The sequence below is a fragment of the Micromonospora sp. CPCC 205558 genome (assembly GCF_036902955.1).
Taxonomy (GTDB): domain Bacteria; phylum Actinomycetota; class Actinomycetes; order Mycobacteriales; family Micromonosporaceae; genus Micromonospora.
The window spans coordinates 81,879-101,530 of record NZ_JBAKHR010000027.1 but is presented as its reverse complement, the minus strand read 5'-3'; the positions used below and the strand labels follow the sequence as shown (position 1 = coordinate 101,530).

Annotated in this window: 19 protein-coding genes; 10 read left to right on the top strand and 9 right to left on the bottom strand. The window is 66.1% G+C overall.

Annotated elements, in window-relative coordinates; translation table 11 throughout:
• Positions 1–593 precede the first annotated feature (593 nt).
• The 6 genes from V6U86_RS26255 (at position 594) to V6U86_RS26230 (ending at position 8,338) form a co-directional block, all read left to right on the top strand.
• The gene (locus tag V6U86_RS26255) at positions 594–3,332 is read left to right on the top strand and encodes an ATP-binding protein (protein WP_334507624.1); all 2,739 of its coding nucleotides are present in this window, start codon (positions 594–596) and stop codon (positions 3,330–3,332) included.
• Complete coding sequence (locus tag V6U86_RS26250; RefSeq protein WP_334507622.1) at positions 3,325–4,521, top strand: response regulator; 1,197 nt, start codon at positions 3,325–3,327, stop codon at positions 4,519–4,521. Before V6U86_RS26255 ends, V6U86_RS26250 begins: the two co-directional genes overlap by 8 nt.
• A 580-nt stretch (positions 4,522–5,101) precedes the next feature.
• Complete coding sequence (locus V6U86_RS26245) at positions 5,102–6,292, top strand: helix-turn-helix domain-containing protein (protein ID WP_334507620.1); 1,191 nt, start codon at positions 5,102–5,104, stop codon at positions 6,290–6,292.
• A 124-nt stretch (positions 6,293–6,416) separates the two neighbouring features.
• Entirely contained in the window at positions 6,417–6,578 is a 162-nt protein-coding gene (locus tag V6U86_RS26240; RefSeq protein ID WP_334507618.1) for a hypothetical protein, read from the top strand.
• Positions 6,565–7,812, top strand: coding sequence for a helix-turn-helix domain-containing protein (locus V6U86_RS26235; RefSeq protein WP_334507616.1), 1,248 nt, complete (start codon positions 6,565–6,567; stop codon positions 7,810–7,812). Before V6U86_RS26240 ends, V6U86_RS26235 begins: the two co-directional genes overlap by 14 nt.
• A gap of 133 nt (positions 7,813–7,945) precedes the next feature.
• Positions 7,946–8,338: a hypothetical protein gene (locus V6U86_RS26230; protein ID WP_334507614.1), complete on the top strand. Its 393-nt coding sequence runs from the start codon at positions 7,946–7,948 to the stop codon at positions 8,336–8,338.
• 35 nt (positions 8,339–8,373) lie between these two features.
• On the opposite strand, the gene V6U86_RS26225 is transcribed toward V6U86_RS26230, so the two are convergent.
• The gene (locus tag V6U86_RS26225; protein ID WP_334507611.1) at positions 8,374–9,393 is read right to left on the bottom strand and encodes a fatty acid desaturase family protein; all 1,020 of its coding nucleotides are present in this window, start codon (positions 9,391–9,393) and stop codon (positions 8,374–8,376) included.
• A 5-nt stretch (positions 9,394–9,398) separates the two neighbouring features.
• Positions 9,399–9,527: a hypothetical protein gene (locus V6U86_RS26220; protein WP_334507609.1), complete on the bottom strand. Its 129-nt coding sequence runs from the start codon at positions 9,525–9,527 to the stop codon at positions 9,399–9,401.
• A 276-nt stretch (positions 9,528–9,803) separates the two neighbouring features.
• Here V6U86_RS26220 and V6U86_RS26215 point away from each other — a divergent pair, with 276 nt between their 5' ends.
• Both V6U86_RS26215 and V6U86_RS26210 read left to right on the top strand, forming a co-directional pair.
• Positions 9,804–10,652, top strand: coding sequence for an alpha/beta fold hydrolase (locus V6U86_RS26215; protein ID WP_334507607.1), 849 nt, complete (start codon positions 9,804–9,806; stop codon positions 10,650–10,652).
• Between the two features lie 46 nt (positions 10,653–10,698).
• Complete coding sequence (locus tag V6U86_RS26210) at positions 10,699–11,229, top strand: VOC family protein (RefSeq protein WP_334507605.1); 531 nt, start codon at positions 10,699–10,701, stop codon at positions 11,227–11,229.
• Between the two features lie 55 nt (positions 11,230–11,284).
• On the opposite strand, the gene V6U86_RS26205 is transcribed toward V6U86_RS26210, so the two are convergent.
• Complete coding sequence (locus tag V6U86_RS26205; RefSeq protein ID WP_334507603.1) at positions 11,285–11,710, bottom strand: nitroreductase/quinone reductase family protein; 426 nt, start codon at positions 11,708–11,710, stop codon at positions 11,285–11,287.
• Complete coding sequence (locus V6U86_RS26200) at positions 11,707–12,486, bottom strand: SDR family NAD(P)-dependent oxidoreductase (RefSeq protein WP_334507601.1); 780 nt, start codon at positions 12,484–12,486, stop codon at positions 11,707–11,709. Before V6U86_RS26200 ends, V6U86_RS26205 begins: the two co-directional genes overlap by 4 nt.
• A 104-nt stretch (positions 12,487–12,590) precedes the next feature.
• Between V6U86_RS26200 and V6U86_RS26195 the strand changes: the two genes are divergently transcribed.
• Positions 12,591–13,208: a TetR/AcrR family transcriptional regulator gene (locus V6U86_RS26195; RefSeq protein ID WP_334507600.1), complete on the top strand. Its 618-nt coding sequence runs from the start codon at positions 12,591–12,593 to the stop codon at positions 13,206–13,208.
• Positions 13,209–13,216: 8 nt separating this feature from the next.
• Here V6U86_RS26195 and V6U86_RS26190 read toward each other — a convergent pair whose 3' ends face one another.
• Positions 13,217–13,894, bottom strand: coding sequence for a DUF6357 family protein (locus V6U86_RS26190; RefSeq protein WP_334507598.1), 678 nt, complete (start codon positions 13,892–13,894; stop codon positions 13,217–13,219).
• 4 nt (positions 13,895–13,898) lie between these two features.
• Positions 13,899–14,552, bottom strand: a complete 654-nt coding sequence (locus V6U86_RS26185; protein WP_334507596.1) for a hypothetical protein — start codon at positions 14,550–14,552, stop codon at positions 13,899–13,901.
• Positions 14,553–14,692: 140 nt separating this feature from the next.
• On the opposite strand from V6U86_RS26185, the gene V6U86_RS26180 reads away from it, so the two are divergent.
• Positions 14,693–15,037 (top strand): GlsB/YeaQ/YmgE family stress response membrane protein, encoded by a 345-nt coding sequence (locus V6U86_RS26180; RefSeq protein WP_334507594.1) that lies wholly within the window; start codon positions 14,693–14,695, stop codon positions 15,035–15,037.
• A 122-nt stretch (positions 15,038–15,159) separates the two neighbouring features.
• On the opposite strand, the gene V6U86_RS26175 is transcribed toward V6U86_RS26180, so the two are convergent.
• From V6U86_RS26175 to bla, 3 genes are all read right to left on the bottom strand, one after another.
• A complete protein-coding gene (locus V6U86_RS26175) occupies positions 15,160–15,525 on the bottom strand; it encodes a hypothetical protein (RefSeq protein WP_334507591.1) in 366 nt (121 codons plus the stop codon).
• A gap of 249 nt (positions 15,526–15,774) precedes the next feature.
• Positions 15,775–18,579, bottom strand: coding sequence for an AfsR/SARP family transcriptional regulator (locus V6U86_RS26170; RefSeq protein WP_334507590.1), 2,805 nt, complete (start codon positions 18,577–18,579; stop codon positions 15,775–15,777).
• A gap of 107 nt (positions 18,580–18,686) precedes the next feature.
• Entirely contained in the window at positions 18,687–19,646 is a 960-nt protein-coding gene (bla, locus tag V6U86_RS26165; RefSeq protein WP_334507588.1) for a class A beta-lactamase, read from the bottom strand.
• Positions 19,647–19,652 lie beyond the last annotated feature (6 nt).

Genomic DNA, 19,652 nt, shown 5'->3' with positions numbered 1-19,652 from the left:
CGCCGGCTGACCACCGGCCTGAGGCCGGGCAACGCCTTCACCCAGTTACGAGACGTCCCTTAGGCAACTGCGGAATTACCGCACCGCAGGTAGCAGCAGGACTCTCTTGGACGGGAAGCTCCTAACGTGTTTGAGCTGCCTCGCGCTAGTGCCATGCCAGACCTCGATCAGAGGGCCACCACCTCTAGGGCGTCGAACGGTTATAGGTGTAAACGCCGCACGAGGGGTCTGGCAGCTTTTGTACTACGACCTGGTTGTCACGGCGGCACGTTCGTGGCAGGGTTCGGCGTGTGACGAACGGTCTTCCGCCACTTTTGTCGCTGCCATCCACGGTCGTTGAGACTGACGTTTGGCCGTTACTCGCGACGGCGATCGGCAGCGAAGGGGACAGGCTCACTATTGATCAGCGCCGCTGGCTGACGGTCGTGCGCCATCATTCCTCCGCCCTATATGAGAGTCGCGAGTTGTCGGAGGTTGTGTCGCCATCTTGCCTGTCGTTGCTAGCGAATGTGGGCAAGTCGGTGCTGGACCTGGAGTTGACAATGGCGATCGGGCAACGCGCGGAAGGGTGGGACGTCGCACGGCGAGATGCTGTGAAGGCTCGCGTGATTTCGTCGGCCCGTCGCGCATTGGCCGATCGCCTCGGGGTTGCCGATCACGGATTGTTTGGATCCGGCGAGCGGCAGATCTTGCTTCAGCAGTTGGCCCGTGGACAGGTGGCTCGCAGTAACGAGGCAGTCGCGTTGCAGCTGCTCGGCTGGTGGTCTCTCCTTCTGCCAGGCCGGCAAATCCGGCAGTTAATTCAGCAGATATATGCGGCTCAAGAGTCCATGGCGGGAGACGTTCGTGATTGGCGAGCTATCTTCGATAAAAACTTCGGAAAATTGTCGCCAGCGTATTCGGTTACTGAGGGTGGTCCTGACCATGCGCGTAGCTTCAAGGCCTTACTGACGACAAGCGACGGGCGATCAGCTGTTGGTGTCAGCCAGCGCAGAAAGCAGGCGATCCAAAATGCCTGCAAGGCGTATATCTCCGCCCATGCAAAGGTCTTGCTTGATCGAGCTGAGCAGTCATCACCCCCTGCGAGCCGTCCGGCCGGGCGCACTATAAGCCGTCTGGCCGGGCGCACTCTCCCGGTTTATGCTGAACACCGCCGTTTGGCAACCGAATTCGGATGCTCCGACCCATATCTCTTCGCCAAAGCCCTCACTCACTCCTCTTGGGTATACGAGAACCTTGCTCGAGGGGACACCCGATCGGATAGTAACGCAGTATTGGCAAATCTGGGGAGTGCGGTCCTTGGGGCGGTCTTTACCCGCGCCAGGGCCAGTCATCTGCTGAGCACCAGCGGCAAGCCAGATCCCGAAATCTCGTTGACTCTCACCCTGCCGGACGGCGACCTTCGCCCTCTTGCCGTCGCGCTTAGGTTGCCCGCCGCGGCATTGCTGGGCGCAGGACAAAGGACCGTAGGCGTTAGCGACGAAATGGCTGCAAATTTCGTACAGGCCACATTGGCGGCAGCATTTATGCAGGCATCTGAATGGTTGATCTTCGAAAGCCGTCTCCCTCCAGTTGTCTCACAATTCCTCCTCGAGAAGAGTGGTCGATCGCTGCTCGACCCAGTCACGGTAATGCAGGAGCTGGCTGCCGAGCTTCAGTTCACTTGGCAAGATGAAAGTGAGAAGATAGGCCCCGACCATCGTTCTGAATACAGGGTTAAAATTAGCTTGATTGCTGGGGATTCGGGTGTTACAACAATTGGCCTTGGGTCAAGCCTGAAATCGGCCCGTAAGCAGGCAGCGCAGATCGTACTTGATGCGGACAACCTGCGAATCGGCAAGGAAGTGAATGCTCGCAGCGCTGATATCGCGACTTTCCTGCTGGAAAGGCAATTAAGCGCACTTTCCAGCCTGCGATCGCGCTGGCCACGGTTGCAGCGACGAAACGCGCTTGGTGCTAAGTACGTCGCAGCCGGCCAGTGGGATTATTTTGGGCGTTGGCATCTTGAGGTGCTGCGTATAATGTCGGCAGCCTCAGCGCCGTCGTCGGAGATTCTAGAAACCCTTGCCGAGTATTACGGCGACGCGGTGCGGCGCGCACAGGTTAGACCCCAGTTCTCATCGACTCTGACACGGGTCGTTGATTGGATTCGGTCGACCGAAGAGGACGATAGAATAGCCCTTCTGGAATTACCGTGGAGTGAACTTCTTGCGCTATCTGCTGCGCAAGGAGTTTGGCTGTCGCCGAATGGCGATGCTGATCTCGTTGAAGTCCTGCAGGACTGGGCGCTGTTGAACAAGAAACACCTTGCTGTACGTGTCGACACCCCTGGGGGCGTAGTCCCGCTCGACAAGCGCTCGGCAGCGGCCATCCTGCGGATCTTGCAGCACTCTACAGCGGCCGCTCTTGGTCCGCGAGCATCCGTATACGCCAGCCTTTCTACCGGCCCTGCAGGACATGTTATTCGCCTTTCTCTAGAGCGCGGCTGGGAACGTGATCCTTTGCAGTCGCCAATTATTCCTTTGGTATGCGAGGCAGCGCCAGGCATCTCTGTGACACGCGCAGATGGCGGGGTCGAAATTAATGTTGGTCATCACATACCGGCGTCCTCGGCGGGCTGGCTGTGGGTCGCAGCCAAACTGGGCCAGAACGTCGACGACTACGACCACGAACTCGGTGCTCTCGTCCACAATCTAAAGAATGAAGTCACAGCAGCACGTGTGGCCCTAGCCAGCTCGACGGCAACTCGCACACAACGCCGAGCGGCGGATCTAGCCGCAAGTAAGCACCTCGATGCGGCAATGACTATTGCGAGCCGACTCGCCGATGTCGACATGCTGTACAGCTCCGCAGCCGGCGGCTCCGCCGACTTGGCTTCATTCCTTCGAAGTTACGCAGGCGACCTCATCCGGACCCTTCCGCCAACGGTACGGGTAATACCGCCGACGACGCCACCAGCTGTCGTGGCGATGAGTGAAAGCGTCCTACGAGGGGTGCTTGACAACCTTGTCAAGAATGCGGTCGAGGCCATGTATAACGAAGGTGAGCTTGCCTTCGACTACACGGTCGTCTCTGACGGCAACCTCGTTCTTCTGGAAGTCCGGGACACGGGACCAGGATTTCCGCCTCAAGTAATCCAGGCCCTCGCAACTGGAGCCTCGGTCCCAAGCAGTAAACGGCACGGAAGTGGACTAGGCCTACCAGGCGTCTTGCGCGTTCTGCGTCGAATTGGCGGCGACTTGCAGCCGTTCGACACCACTGCAGGGGGGTGGCTGGTCACCTTGCCGCTTGCTCTCCTGAGCGACGAGGAGGAGGACTCGCAACGTGATTGAAGCCATCCCCGTAGGTCGGCGAGCGCGACTGCTGTTCATCGACGATCAGCGTGAGGTCGTCCGTACGCTTGCCAAGCTACTCAGTCCCCTGAATGTTGAATGCAGGTTCGCCGACGACGGGGAAGCAGGTCTGCGTCGCCTCCAGTCAGAAGTGTTTGATGTCATCATCGTGGATCTCCGCATGCCGCCAGAGGAATGGGGTGGTCTCTGGCTACTGGAGAAACTTGTCGAGAACCGGATAACGGCGAATGCGATCGTGTTGTCGGGCGAAGCCGGGCAAGCCGAAACGATTAAGGCTATGCGACTCGGCGCTCTCGATTTCGTTGTGAAGGACAATGCCCAAGTTGAGTTGTGTGACCGAGTCCGAGAAGCGGTTGCCGACGCCTCTCGGCTTCGATGGCAGTTTGCGACAACGGAACTTCCTGCTGCGCTGTCGATTCCTTTCTCCCGGATGGGGCTGCTAACCGATGAGATTCACAAATTGCGAGCGGCCATAAGTTGCGTTGAGGCCGTGTATCGCTTTGCCGCTTTGGCAGCAAGCGCCTCCTGCGGACGCTCCGGCCGGGATCTTCTAGTCGAATTTCTTCGAAGCCCGAGCATGGGCACCTGGCAGCATTTGTGTCGTCGGCTCCTAGATGACCTACCTGACTCTGCAATTCGGCGATGGGTTGAATTTCTTAGCCGAAGCGCCGCAGATGAGATCATTGCGCTCCGCAACGATCTGCATCACGGTGCCGATCCTAGTCGACGCTGGGCGCAGGAGCGCCTAACAATAGTCGGTGACTGGCTTGACCAGTTCCTCGCATTAGCCCGACATTGGCCGCATGTCAGCCTAATTGTGCCCGGCGCGCTGGAATACAGCGGCGGTTGTTTTCATGTTGACGCCGCGACGATCTCCGGAAATGCTTCTGCGGTAGGCTCCGTCCGTTTCTCCCATGACCAGCCACTGGACACAGGTCATGTTCACCTTCTAATGGAAAACTCACTGGTAGACATGTGGCCCTTAATAACTGCAGAGCAAGGTGAGATGCCGGGCCGTTGGAGCGTCTTTGTGCTTGACAGTTATCAAAGCAGCGGAAGTCGGGCGGCATCGTCCACCGGAAAACTCCGCTACCTTGACCTTGAGCGCGGCGAGCGAACGATATCCTCATCCAGCGTCGTCGAAGACATTCGGCGCACGGTGGACTGATCCGGCCTGTCCCGCATGGATATGTCACCCCGACTTCTGCACGTGTATTTACAGCTGCGGGAAAGGGTCCGTGGACGCTGCCTCATCGTCCTCCTTTGGGTGGGTGGAGGCATAATGAAAAAGCCGAATTCCATCGCTGTCAGGATCCGCTATTGGCGGATTCGCTGTGGCAAACTGGCGCAAGCCGTCCTGGCTCGGGTCGCCGATAGGAACCAGTCCTACGTGTCGCAGGTCGAGTTAGCCGAGGACCGTTGGCCATCGCTCCACTCTGGTCGCTCTCGCTGCCGCGCTTTAGGTCACTGTGGTCGACAGGCTCGATCAGGGCAGATCCGGCTCCATGTCGAGGAGCCCCTACTTCAAATCGCCCTGGCATAGCAGCCATGGCGCTCACCCACGTTCACCTGTGGCGAGTGCTGGCTGCGGGCTGAGCTACCGACGAGCGGTAGCGTGCTGTTCGTTCGACGCGTCACGCGGGCAACCGCACGCGGCCGCTCAGCGTCACTACTTCGATGCTCTGCGGTGTACCGTGCGCTGGTAGCGGCTTAGCGCCGCAATCGACTCCACACCTGGGGGTGGCCGCATGGTGAGGAAGCCGGACACCATCGGTGCCAGGATCCGGTACTGGCGGATGCGCCGTGGCGGGATGACCCAGGCTGTCCTCGCGGGGCTCGCCGGCGTCACCCAGTCGTACGTGTCGCAGGTGGAGTCGGGGCGGAAGACCATCGACCGTCGATCTACTCTGGTGGCTCTCGCTGCCGCCCTCCAGGTCACCGTGGCTGACCTGCTCGGCCAGGGCACCGAGTCCGGCGACCCGGCCCGTGAAAGCGCCGCCGAATGCGTGCCGGCCATCTGGTCCGCCCTGATCGAGATCGAGGACGGCGCACGCCGCCCGTCGACCTACACAGCGGAGCGTCTGTCTGCCGAGATCGCCCGCGCCGAGCAGCTCCGCACCTCGTGCAACTACCCCGCGATGGCTCGTATGCTGCCCAGTCTTCTACTTGAAGCCGCCGCTGTGGGCGGCACCGTGCTCGTCCAGGTGGCCTACCAGACCGCCACCTGTCTGCGGAATCTCGGATACCGCCACCTGGCCCTTAACGCGGCCCGGCTCTCCGGGGCGGTTGCCGAGGACGCTGAGGATCCAGCTTGGATCGCTGCGTCTCGATTCGCCTACGCGCAGAGCCTGCCGATCGAGTCTGCGCCCGTAGCGGCCCGCGCTGCTGACCGGTCCCTGACCGAGCTTCAAGCCGACGCTGCCGACCCACGAGTCCGACAGATGCTCGGTCAGCTCCACCTCTCCGCTGCGTTGACCTCGGCAGTGAGTGGGCGACTGGACGTCACGCACGACCACCTCGCAGCGGCGGCCCGCGAGGCGGCAACCCTCGGCGATCCGGCCGACGGCGCTGGCTTCAACGGCTGTGGGTTCGGACCGACGAACGTCGGGCTGTGGGAGATGTCCATCGCCGCCGAGCAGGGCGAGTCCGGCCGAGTCATCGAGCTGTCGAGGACGGTTCGACCGCAGGTGCTCGCAGCGTCGATCCGCCAACAGTCCTACTGGCTCGACCTCGGTCGTGCCCTGGCGGACGGAGGTCGCCGAGACGCCGAAGCCCTCGCCGCATTCGTCCAGGCTGAGCGAGCTGCGCCGATCCCCTTCGCCATCAACCCTCTCGCTCGGGATGCCGTGGTCACCCTGGCCCAGCGCGCCCAGCGCCGGGCGATCCCCGACGAGTTGCGCCTGCTCGCCGGCCGTATCGGCATCAACCTGGCCGCATAACTGGCAGTAATCACCACATCACCAATCCGCCCTACTGTCCGGTTTGGGACGTGAGTACGTCCTGATGGCCCAGCACGGCAACGGTCGATCCTGAGCTGCTGGGCCTCCACCGGAGGAGGCGGGGATGAGCGGACAGGACGACAACGCTCCGGAGAACAACAGTGAGGCGGCCGAGCGGGAGGCTGCCAAGCAGCGCCTTCTGGCGCAGGCCGAGGCGGAGCGCGTACCCGTTGACGACACGACCCGTGCGGTCCCGGACCGGCGGTGGCGGCGTGACCAACGATGACGTGCCGATCGGTCGTCGGGTGGCGAGCTGGCGGGTGCGGCGGCAGATGACACAGCAGATGCTCGCCGACCGGTTACGTAGGTCGAAGAGTTGGGTGGACAAGATCGAGCGGGGTGCCCGCACCCTGGACCGGTACTCGGTGATCCAGGAGTTGGCCCACGTCCTGCGGGTCGACCCGGAGGTGTTGCTCGGCCAGCCAAAGGGCACCCCGACGGGTACGCCGGATGGGGTGGACGAGATTCGGGCTGCGCTGGCCCGCTACGACATCCCGCAGGCTCCACCGCGGACGGACGAGCTGAGACGGCAGGTCGGGCACGCGTGGTTGACCTATCAGCATGCGCATTACGGGCAGTTGGTGCGGGTGTTGCCGGGTCTGCTCGACGTCATCCAGGGCGTGCGGTCGGCGGAGTTGCTGGTGCAGGCGTACCGGATCACGTCGTCGTTGTTGGTGAAGCTGGCCGAGGCGGATCTGGCCTGGCTGGCGGCCGACCGGGCGATGTCCGCCGCCGGCGACGACCCGCTGCTCGCGGCGACAGCGAGCATCTCGGTGGGCGAGGCGCTCCGCGCGCAGGGCCGCGACCGCCTGGCCCTGGCCGCGCTGCTCCCCGCCGCCAACCGCGTCCTTCCACGGTCAACCCATTCCGGTGATCAAGAGGTTTGCGTCACCTTTGGAGATCAAACACGCCGCAAACCTCTTGATCACGAGAGCGAGAGCGAGGGGCAGGGCGAGCGGCGGTCGGCGGGGGAGTGGGCGGTGGGTGGGACGTTGCTGGTGCAGGCCGCGCTTGCCGCCGCCGGCTGCGGGGAGCACCGTCGCGCCGACGAGCTGATCGACCGGGCCGTGGGCGTTGCCGCCAGCCTGAGGGGGTACGACGATCCGCACCGCACCAGCTTCGGCGCAACCGCCGTGGAGCTGGCGCGGGTGCTGGTCACGGCGCAACGGGGTGACGCTGTCGAGGCGCTGCGACGGCACTCAAGCGTCATCCGGCGGGAGGGGTGGCGGCGGTTGCCGGCTGAGTATCGGGGTGCGTACCTGGTTGATGTCGCGCGGGCGTACCTCCAGGTGGGTGACCTGCGCGGGGCTGCTCGCGCGCTGGTCGACGCGGACAGTGTCGCGCCGGCTGAGGTTCGGTGCCGGTCGTTGGCGCGTACCGTCATCGCCGATGTCGCCCGCGCGCAGCCGGCGCCGGCCGGTATCGCGCGACTGGCGACGCTGGTCGGCCTCACCCGCTGACCGGCCTGTGGCCGAGAGCGACGCCTGCCTGGCCCTCCTCGACCGGCATATCGCTTCAGATGCTTGACCTGTCAAATTTCCGCCAGTAGTGTAAATCTACAACGACAGGCGTCTATTTAGGAGCAGGTGAACCGTGCTGTTGAAATCCATCGCCATCGCCATCGCCGCGTCCGTCACAGGCGTGCTGGCCGCCGCCCCCGCCACCTCGGCGGCAGCACCCGGAGTGTCGATACAAGGCTGGGGGTCCGGGAACTGCCCGCAGGGCATGCTCTGTATCTGGCCCAACTGGAATCACCCGCCGCAGGGTCCCGTGGAGACGCCGTCTCTGACGACCAACAGCGAGTGGACCGGCAGCATCCAGGGATTCAACTTCTACAACGGCACAGGCCGCGACGCCGTGATATCCGGGTTCACTTTTGGCTCGTCGATTCCTTTCAAGACCTGTGCTCCTGCCGGCGGGACCGGGGGCGACCTGTATATGCCGGTCAATGTCACGAAGGTGACTTGGCAGCTGACCCCCTGCTGATCCTCCACTGGGCTTTCCGAGGTTGATGACTTGGGTTAGCTGGCTCGGCCCACCGCCCGTAGGTGTGCCAGCCCTTGCGCCCAGGACTGAATGAGAGTCGTTTCGCGGTAGGCGACGTCGTGGTCCGCGCAGAACTGGCGGATCAGCGGCTGGGCGTGGTGGAGGTTGGGGCGGGGCATGCTGGGGAAGAGGTGATGTTCGATCTGGTAGTTGAGCCCACCGAGTAGTGCATCGATGAGCGGGCCACCGCGCACGTTGCGGGAGGTGAGGACCTGTCGGCGTAGGTAGTCGAGGTTGTCGGCCTTGGTCAGGATGGGCATGCCCTTGTGGTTGGGGGCGAAGGAGCTGCCCAGGTAGAGCCCGAAGAGGGCCTGGTTGACCAGGATGAACACGATCGCCTGCGGAACGCTCAGGACCAGGAACACGGCCCCGAAATAGCCGGCGAAATGCAGGACGAGCAGTGCAGCCTCGGTTCGTCGGCGCCTGAGCCCGCTGCGGCGCACGATCGCCCGGACGCTGGCGGCGTGCAGGTGCAGACCCTCCGCCAGCAGCAGAGGGAAGAACAGCGCCGCCTGGTGCCGGACGAACAGCGCCCGCAGGCCGCGCTGTGCCGCGGCCTGACCGGGGGTGAAGGACAGCGGAGCCACCGCGAGGTCGGGGTCGCGGTCTTCGGTGTTCGGATTCGCATGGTGGCGGTTGTGCTTGTCGACCCACCACCCGTAACTGATCCCGGTCACCAGGTTGGCGCACACCAGGCCGACCATGTCGTTCGCCCGGCGGGAGCGGAAGATCTGCTGATGTCCGGCGTCGTGACCGAGAAACGCCAGCTGCGCGAGGAGCACCGCGAGGCCGGCCGCGGTAGCCGTCTGCCACCACGACGACCCGAGCCGCACGAACAGCACGCCCAGCAGTACGAGACCACCCAGCACCACCGTCACCCGCACCGTGTAGCGGCGGGGTCGTCGGTCGAGGAGTCCGGCGTTTCGGACCAGGCGGGACAGGTTGGCGTACTCACTGCCCCGGTCGCTGCGGGCGCTCAGATCGGTGTCACTCAACGTCGCTACTCCTTGTCAACCACGCCGATCAGCTCGCCGGCTCCGCCGTCAGCCATGGCCAGGCGCTCGCCCTCTCGGGTAAGTCTGCCGATCGGCTGCGGGCTTCGTTCGTCGAGTCCGACAATCAGCATCATGCAGTCACGTTGGATTCAGGGGCTGACGTCGGCGCAGGGCGAATCCGGCCGGGTTGTTGAGCTGTCCCGGATGGTTCGACCCTAGTACTACCTGGTCGCGGTAGCTTGGTCTGAGACGCCTGAGAACCGCTCAATCATGGCCGAAGTGACGGTTCGTGGCGGCGGCAGCAGCGATATCGACGCCTGGCGCGACATCACGATCGCCACCGATTTCGACCAGCCCTGAGCATTGGCCGCGAGCTCTTTCGAACGTCAACATCTCACTGGGAAGCGATCATGATCGCAGCTTTGAAGGGGTTTACCCAGCAACTGGTGCCGGCGAATGGCATCAAGATCAACGCCGTCACGGGAGGCTCGGGCCCGCCGGTCCTTCTGCTGCACGGATGGCCGGAAACGTGGTGGGGTTGGCACAGTGTGATGCCGCTGCTGGCTGAGCGTTTCAGCGTGGTGGCCATCGATCTGCGCGGCGCGGGCTTCTCCGACTGCCCCCTCGACGGCTATGACAAGGCGACGATGGCGGGCGACGCGCACGACGTCATGGTTGCCCTTGGGCATGAGCGCTACGCCGTGTGTGGACATGACATCGGCGGGATGGTCGCCCTGCCGCAGGCCGCCATCCATCGGCAGGCTGTTACCCACCTGGCCGTCCTCGACGTTCCGCTGCCCGGCTGGACCGGATGGGAGGCGGCGACCGCGAGCCTCTGGCACTTCAGCTTTCATATGAACCGGGATCTACCCGAGCGCCTGATCCACGGCCGTGAGTACGACTATGTGTCAACCTTCATGGCTGAGCGGTTCTACGATCACAGCACCTTCGACCCGGCGGACATCGACATCTACGCGAAAGCGATGGCGCTTCCTGGCCGCACCCGCGGCGGCCTGGAATGGTATCGGACCCTCACCGCCGACCATGCCGCTGCGCTCGAGTACAAGAAGAAGCCGCTCGAGATTCCGGTGCTGGGTCTCGGCGGGGAGCAGCGCTTCGGCGCGCAGATGGTGCCGATGCTCAAAGAGTTCGCCGGCAACGTGAAGGGCGGCCCGGTTGCGCGGTCCAGCCACTATCTCGCGGAGGAACGGCCGGATGACGTCGCGGCCGCTCTGACCAATTTCCTCAAGGCAAAGTGACACTCTGCGACCGCGCCGATCGGTTAAATAAGAAGGGAAAGCTGTCATGAGCGCACCTGTCATTCGCGGCGTCAATCATATCGGCATCACAGTGCCGGACATCGAAGCCGCAAAAACGTTCTTCGTGGAAGCTTTCGGCGCCCAGGTGATCTATCAGTCCTTCGGACCGCAGGATCCGCCGAGGCAGGGACCCGAATTCGAGCGGGCCGTCGGCGCCTACCCTGGAACGGTCGTGCGCGCGCAGGCGATGGTCAAGATCGGAACCGGACCCGACTTCGAGCTCTTCGAAATGCACGGCCCCGAACAAGCCCAGCCGGTCCGACCGAGCGACTTCGGCATCACGCACTTCGGCCTCTACACCGACGACATCGATGCATCGGTTGAGCGCCTCAGAAGGGCCGGAGGCACCCCCCTCACGGAGCCTCGCCCTATTCCTTATACAACTGAACAAGGTCCGGGAAACAGAGTCTGCTACTGCCGCACGCCGTGGGGCACGACGATGGAATTCATCACCACGCCGGACCGGATGCCCTATCACGACCAGACTGATGTGCGCAGGTGGCAGGACGAGGACTGAACGGGGCGCCAAAAGGATCCGCATCCGCGCGGGTGACATCCGGCGACCTGCGACCTCAGTCGAAATGGATGCGCATCAGTCTGCTGTCGGCCCAGTCCGCCAACCGTGTCGGCCGAATCGTGCCGGGATCGTGAGGCTGGTTGAGGTCGTCGACGATGGCGGCGAGGACCGCCGCTCGTTCGGCCGGATCGGTGACGGGGATGGCGTGAGCCGGTAGGTCGGCTCTGACACCGTTCTTCAGGTGGAAGGTGAAGGCGGGGTTCGCGCGGAGGTTCGCGCTCCAGTCGGTGGGGCCTCCGCCCGCGCCGCTGCAGAGGTACGTGGCGCCGTGGGCGCGGTAGAAGAAGATCTCGATGCGGCGGGGTCGTCCGGTGCGCCGGCCGGTGGTCGTGATGTCCACGATCCGTTCGCGGGTGCCGGCCGCGGGCGTGATCTCGATGGCTCGCCTCATCTCCGGCGGTAGGTGCGACAGCGACGTCATGCGGCCTCGTTCTTCAGGGCGGGTCCGAGGAGCAGCCCGCCGTCGACGATGTGCTCGGCGCCGGTGATGAACGCGGCGTCGGGCGAGGCGAGGAACAGCAGCGTTGCGGTGATGTCGGCGGGTTGCCCGCACCGGGGAACGGCGAACGGCTCGGGGGTGTAGAAGTCGGCGATCGGCGCGTCGGCCCCGGCAGCTGGTTGGGTGATGAACTTGGTGGCGACGACGCCGGGGTGGATGGTGTTGACGCGGATGTTGTCGCGTCCCAGTTCGAGGGCGGCGGTCTGGGTGAGCCCGCGGATGGCCCACTTGCTGGCGACGTAGGGCGCGTAGAAGGCGGTGCCTCCGGTGCCCATGACGGAGGCGATGTTGACGATCACCCCACCGCCCGCTCGTCGCAGCGCTGGTGTGGCGGTCTTGATGCCGAGGAACGTGCCGGTGAGGTTGATGTCGAGGATGCGCGCCCACGTGGACTGATCGGTGGACTCGATCAGGGCTGGCGGGTTCTGCACTCCGGCGTTGTTGACCAAGATGGTGAGCGCGCCGAACGTCTCCTCGGTCGCCGCGACGGCGTCGGCCCACGACTTCTCGTCGGAGACGTCGAGGCGTACGAAAAGTGCTCTGTCACCCAGTTCGGCGGCGAGGGCGGCACCGCGCTCAACGTCGATGTCGGCGATGACGACGTTGGCACCCTCGGCGTGGAAGGCCCGTACGTGGCTGGCGCCCTGCCCACCCGTGCCCCCGGTGACGAGAGCTGTTTGAGCGATGAAGCGGGACATGCGGTCCTCCGTGAGAGGCAGATGGTGAGTCGGGCGACTCACCATGGCAACGGTACGCCGCCGTGAGTGGTGAGTCAACCCACTCACCTCGCTATGATGGCCGCATGACGACCTATCACCAGCGGGTGGCTCGGGAGAAGCGCGCGCTGATCGTGCAGGCCGCCACGCAGCTGTTCCTCGAGTTGGGCTACGACCGGGCGTCGCTGGCCCGCATCGCCGAGGAAGCCGGGGTGTCGAAGGCGACGCTGTTCAAGCAGTTCCCGACGAAAGCGGCCCTGTTCGATGCCATCGTCATCGACTCCTGGGCCGGTGGTGATGACGCCGAAATGCCGTCAGCGGGCGACCTGGTAGCCGGCCTGACCACGCTCGGGCGGCATTATGCGGCGCTGTTGGGCCGACCGGGGATGGCGGATCTGTTCCGCATCGTCATCGCCGAGTTGCCCCGCTTCCCGGAGTTGGCCAAGGCGCACTTCGCGGAGGGCAAGCTGCCGTACTTCGAGACAGTTCGGGCCTACCTCATGGCCGAGCGCGACGCGGGGACGGCGGACATCACGGACCCGCAGATGGCCACGACGCAGTTCCTCGGGATGATCTCCAACTACCTGTTCTGGCCGAGCCTGCTGATCCCGGGATGGACGGTGACCCCGGACCGCGTGATCGCGGTGGTGGACGACGCCGTCCGCACCATGGTCGCGCGGTACGGCCGGCACGGAAACCGATAGAAGATGGATCAGGCAGCTGCACCGGCACCGACCCGCGGATCGAGGCCGATCCGCATCCCGGCGGACGCCTGCTCGGCGGTGGCGATCACCCGCATGACCTGGGGCAGCAGCGCGGGGTCGACGGCGTCGGGGTTCCGCCGGGGAACGGTCGCGCCATGCAGATACTGGCCCGTGTACTTCAGAATCTCAGCGTCGAGCGGCCCGAGGGCTACGCCGCGTTCGGTGCGACGGCGGTTCGCGTGATCCTCCTGCGCACGTTTCTCGTTCGACAGCTCCGTCGCCGCGCGCATCGCCTCGCAGACCTGACCGCGCTCTAGCAGATCGATGTCGGCGCTGTGGGCGACGAGCCGGGTCCGGTCCCACCGGATGCGCCGAAAGAGCGCGTCGACGTCGGCGGGCGGGGAGAGCAGGACCGGGTCCAGGAGTGCGACGGCGGCGTTCTCGTCGAGCGAGCCCTGGGTGCCGGCCGCGTCGCACAGCGGAAGGACCGCACTCCAGAGCAGCAGGTGTCTGGCCAGGTCCTCCCGGATCACCGCAAGATGGGCTTCGGAGATCGGGAACGTGAACGGGCGAGGGTCGTGGTTGGCGTCGGCACCGGCGGCGAGCATCAGCTTCAGTTCGCCGCCGTCCCGGATCACGTTCGGGATCCAGGCACTGCCGCTACGCGCGAAGACGACGTCCCTCATCCGTTCACGCCCACCGTGCACATTCGACCTCAAGGCGCGGGTCGGTGCGCACCCAGACTTCGCCCCCGGCGGCCTGGGCCGGGGCGTCGACTCGTTCGAGACCGAGGAACGCGGTCAACTGGAGCAGTTCGGCTCGTTCGGCCCGGTCGTCGTCGACATCATGAGAGTCGAAGAAGACGTAGTACGTGTCGCTCGGGTCGACGATGCCGGAATCGGCCCAGATCCGGCCGACCTCTGTGATCGCCGCTGCTTCCGTGGTGAACGTGGCGGCGCGGGCGGCACCGCGGGTCTCCGGTGACGCGTTGAGGTCGGAGAGGTCGGAGAACCACTGGCCGAAGTGGTCGAGGCCGGCATATCCGTTCTCGAAGAACAGCATCGCGCTCGGCAGGTAGCGGTTGGGCCTGTCGACCTGGAGGTGTTCCGACCGGGGTTGGTCCGCACCCTTGACTCGGGAGATCACCCCCAGCCGCGGCATGAGCGCCAAACTCTGCCCCGCCGGCTCGTCCCTGATGGTGTAGGTGTCGGACTCTTGGCCCCGGAAGAACGCAGAGAACGCCTCGTACGCCTCCTGCGGGTCGCCCACCGAGACGTGCTGATCGTTGCCGTCGCCGACGGTGAAGACGAACTGCTTCGGTCCGGGTTTGTAGGGGCGGGCCATCTGCGTCCTTACGTTCTGGTGTGAAAGCTCCGCCAGCGTAGTGGGTCGGGGTGACATGCCCGCGGCCCCTGAGCGGGGCGGGGTTTCCGGCAACGTGAGATTCGGGCATGTATCTGGGCACTGCTGGAGGGGAGACGGCAATGCTGGTAACTGGTTATCTCGGCGCGGTGCTCATCGGCGCGCTCGTCGGCCTGCTCGGTCGACTCATCCTGCCGGGGAGGCAGCGGATCGGCTTCTTCGCCACGTTCGTCATCGGCGTCGGCTCGGCGGTGCTGGGCACCGTGGTCGCCAGGGCGCTCCACATTGACGACGGAGCCAACGTGCAGGTGTGGGTGCTGCGCTGGGACTGGGTCGTGCTCGCGATCCAGGTTGGCCTCGCGATCATCGCCGTGGCGCTGGCGAACATGCTCACCTTCACCCGGCTGGCCGGCGGCGGCGACGACGCCTCCCGTCGGCGGACCCGTCGCAGCAAGGCCAAGAGCTGAAAGGCCCCCGCCGCGCGTGATTTACTCGCCTTTACGGAAGTCGGGGTGTCCCGGTGCCGGGGACACCCCAACTTCCTGAAACCCGAGTGAATCTTCAGGGCGAACGCGGCGGGGGCCCGGGGTCAGCAGCGCTCCACGCGCACCTGGATGGTGCGGGTGGTGGGGATGAAGTGCTTCCCGGGAGCCACGTTGTCGTTGGTCAGGAGCCAACTGCCGCCGGTGAGGGTCCATTCGTACCCGCAGTAGCCGGGGCCGATGTAGTAGCCGGCGGCGGTCGGCCAGAAATCGGTCGTCTTGCGGCCCGCAGGGAGGATCACGTCGTAGTTGCCGTGCGTGTAGTTGCCGTCCTGGACGTGGATGACCCCCAGGCCGAGGTTGGTGGCGTTGTGGATGTAGTTGGAGGCGGCGCTGGCCGGGGTAGCCACGCCGAGCGTCGCGGCCGTGCTGAGGGCCGCGCCCACCGCGACAACCTTCTTCGACAGAGACAAGACAGGGTCCCTTCCACTTCGCGTACGAATCGGGCGGTAGGTAGCACGACCAGAGCCGTACGCCGTGACCGGTGCGACCGCGCCGACCACCCCCGTCTGTTTCGTACGGGCGCTGACTGACTACCAGGGCGCAGTCTCCCAACAGCGTGTTGGCTCGATGTTGGCTACGAGGTGGAGACGCCAACGTGCGGTTGGCGGATCGAGGGCCACCACGCGGGGGTGCCGGAAACTGTCGAGACGACGGGTGGGCTACGTCTGCGTCTGCGGCAGCGGCTGCCCGGCCGGGCTGTCCGAGAGCAGCTCCGACAGCCGGGCGCGCATCTCGGGGAGCCGACGATCGCCCAGAGTTTCGAGGATCGTGACCGCCTCGTGCAGGGCCGCGACGGCGGCCGGGAGGTTCCGTCGGGCTGCGAAGACGTCGGAACATCCGTGCAGCGCCCAGGCTTCCCGCATCCGGTCACCCGTGCTCCGCGCGAGCCGGACCGCTTCGTCGTAGTGGTGCCCGGCCTGATCGAGGTCACCCTGAAGGAGATGCAGCCGGCCGAGATTGGTGTGCACGCTCGCCGACAACCAGTCCCGGTTGCTGGACCGTTGGGCGGCCGACAACGCCGCCGTGTACGCGTCACGGGCCTCCTGTTGACGGTCGGCCCGTCGATGCAGGTAGCCGAGGTTGAGTTCGACCTTGAAGGTGAGGTCGGGGTCGTTCAGCTGGGTCGCGAGGTGTCGTGCCCGCAGCAGTGGCGGGAGCGCCTCGTCGAGCGCCCCGCTGTCGGCGAGCATCGCACCCAGGCTCGCCTCCACGTCGGCCCTGCCGGCGTCGTCGCCGCCCTGTGCGAAGAGCGCGCTGGCGTGCTGGAACGCCGCGCGGGCCTCAGCGCGTTGCAGCAGCAGGCTGTGTGCCACGCCCAGGCTCCCGTGCAGGGTGGCCTCGCCGGTCCTGCTGCCGGCCAGGGCGGCGGCCCGGATGCCGTGCTCGACCACGCTGATCCAGGTGTCGCGGGGTGCGCGGCGTTGCAACCAGCCACGGATGTTGACGGCAAGAGGCCAGACGAGATCACTGTGGGTCCCGCCGTGCTGGGCGATCAACCTGATGATCGTGTCCGCCTCGGTGTCGATCCACTCCACCGCCGTGAGCGTGTCGGGCAGGTCAGGCAGGAAGAGATGCTCCGGGTCAGAGACCCCAGCGCTGTGGGCCTCGCCGGCCGTCGGCCTGATGCGCTGCTGCGCGTGGCGGGCCACGTGCCCGTACCAGCGGAGCAGTTGGCGTTCGGCGGCCCGCCGATCGGCCGAGGTGTCTTCGAGCTGGCCCTGCTCGTGGGCGAACATGTGGGTCAGCTGGTGGAGGCTGATCCGGCTGTCCGCTTCGATCGTGACGACATTGACCTCGGCGAGCCGGTCGACCAGGTCCGTCAGGACGGTGCCGGCGACGATGCCGGCGAGTGCGGCCGCGGCGCCGGGCGGGATCGTGTGGGCATCCGACAGGCCGAGACGGCGCAACAGCCGACGTGCCGGTGCGGCCAGCCGCCGGTACGACACCGCGATGACCGCGCGCACGCTCACATCGCCGTCGGTGGTGCTGAGCCGGGCCAGTCGGGTGCGCTCGTCGTGCAGGGCGACGACGAGGGTGCCCGGCCCGGCTCCCAGCCGCAGGTGGGCGCCCACGATCCGAATTGCCAACGGCATCCCGTGGCACAACATCACGAGGGTACGAATGTCGTCGTCCGCGCCGCCGGGCATCCCGGCGATCGCGCCGAGCAGACGGGTGGCCGAGTCGACGTGGAGCGGGTTGAGGACGAGCAGGCGAGCGCCCTCGCGGGCGATGAGCCCGTCCAACCGATTCCGACTAATGATCACCAGGCGGCTGTCGCCGGTGCCGGGGAAGAACGGCCGGGCCTGCTGGGCACTGCTCACATTGTCCAGGACCACCAGCACCGTGCTGCGCGACAGCAGCGATCGCAGCTGCGCGGCGCGTGTCTCGGCCTGCTGTGGCACGTCGTCGGGGGCGACGCCGAGATCGACCAGGGCCCTGGCCAGCGCCACCGTCGCCGGGACGTCATCGTCGAGATCCAGATAGAGCTGCCCGTCGGGGAAACGCTGCCGGTGCTGGTCGGCCCAGTGCGTGACCAGGGCTGTCTTGCCCATGCCACCGGACCCGGTCACGACCACCGCGCCACCGGGACGCTGACCGGGTCGGGATGGCGCGAGCAGGGCATCGAGGGCCGCGAGCTCGTCGTCGCGCCCGACAAAATCGCTGGGTGGCGCGGGCAACTGCGCCGGCCGCGCCGCGGTGGGTGGAGCGGCGGTCGGTACGGCCGCGGGGGCGGGGCCGCGCAGGATCGCGGTGTGCAGCTGCTGGAGGCGGGTGCCCGGATCCGTCCCAAGCTCGTCGGAGAGGATGCGCCTGGTCCGCTCGTAGACGAGCAACGCCTCCGCCCGGCGGTCACTGCGTACGAGCGCGAGCATCAGTTGCGCCTGGAGGCGCTCGCGCAGCGCGTTCTCCGTGGCCACGGCCGACAGTTCGGCGCACAGTTCCCGGTGCCGGCCGAGGCTGAGTTCGATGTCGACGCAGCTCTCGTAGGCGGTCAGACGCTGCTCGCCCAGGTGGTGGGAGACCGCCCGCACCTGATCGGTGTCGGCGGTGCCCTGGTAGGCGTCCGTACCCCGCCACAGTCGCAGTGCCGCCCGGTAGCGGTCACGCGCCTCGGCGAGTCGGCCCTGCGCCTCGTCGCGTGCGGCCGCGTCGACCAGCGCGACGAACTCGTCGGCGTCAACCTGATGGCCGGCCAGGCTGATCCGGTAGCCGCCGGCCGCGCGAATGATCGATCCGGTGCCCAGGGTGCGGCGCAGATGATGGACGAGGACCCGCAGTGCCACCTGCTTGCTGTCGCTCGGGTCGCGACCCCACAGGGCCTCCAGCAACGTGCTGTCGGCGACCGCCTGCCCGCCGGCGGCCAGGAGGCAGGCGAGGACGACCTCGTGCTGATGCCTGCCGGCGGGCACCACCGATCCGGAGCTGTCGACGGCCCGCAGTGGCCCCAGGACTTCGAACCGCATGATTCCTTCCTTGGCCGTGACCGGTGAAGGACCATGCCCGATCGCGGCACGACGGCCTCATCCGGAGGGTAGACGGCGTACGACAGCTGCGCCGCAACCTGACGGCCTCATGCCCGCAGCTGGGCGACGACCACCCTGGTGGCCTGGGCGATGAGGGCGTCGTCCGGCGTGGCGTCCTTCTTGCCACGGCTGGACAGCACCGCGAGCACGATCGGAGCCCTGCCGGGCGGCCAGATCACCGCGATGTCGTTGCGGGTGCCGTACCCGCCGGTGCCGGTCTTGTCGCCGACCACCCAGCCGGCCGGCACCCCGGCCCGGACCAGCGTCGCGCCGGTGGTGTTGCCCCGCAGCCAGCCGCGCAGCACGTCACGGTCCGCCGGTTCCAGCGCAACCCCCACGGTGTACGCCCGGAGATCGCCGGCGAGTGCCCGCGCGGTGCTGGTGTCCCGCCTGTCACCAGGCTTTCCCTCGTTCATCGCGGTCTCGTAGCGGGCGGCGTCGGTGACCGTGTCGCCGAGCGCGCGCAGCTTCGACTCGAACCCCGCCGGCCCGCCGAGGTGACGCAGCAGCAGGTTGCCGGCCGTGTTGTCGCTGTAGCGCACCGCGGCGTCGGCGAGGGCGCGCAGGCTCATGCCCTCGCCGACGTGCTTCTCGGTGATCGGGGAGTGCGTCACCAGATCCTGCGCCGAATACCGCACCACCCGATCCAGTTGGGCGTCGGTGGCGCCGTCGAGCACCTCAGCGGCGGCCAACGCCTTCCAGGTCGAGGCGTACGCGAACCGCTCGTCGGCGCGGAACTCGACAGTGCGGCCGCTGCCCGTGTCGACGGCGTAGACCCCCAGCCGCGCCCCGAACTGCTGCTCCAACCGCTGGAACTCCCGGTCGGCGGCCGGTGACGGGGTGAGCGTCACCTCCGGGCTCGGCGTCGGTCGCGCCTCGGTCGCGTCGCCGTCGCCGCTGCTGCTGTTGCTGTTGCTGCTGCTGCTGCTGCTGCTGCACCCCACCAACGAGACAAGGGTCGACGCCGTGACCACCAGGGTCGCCAGACCTCGGACAGAGGCACCCATCTGTTG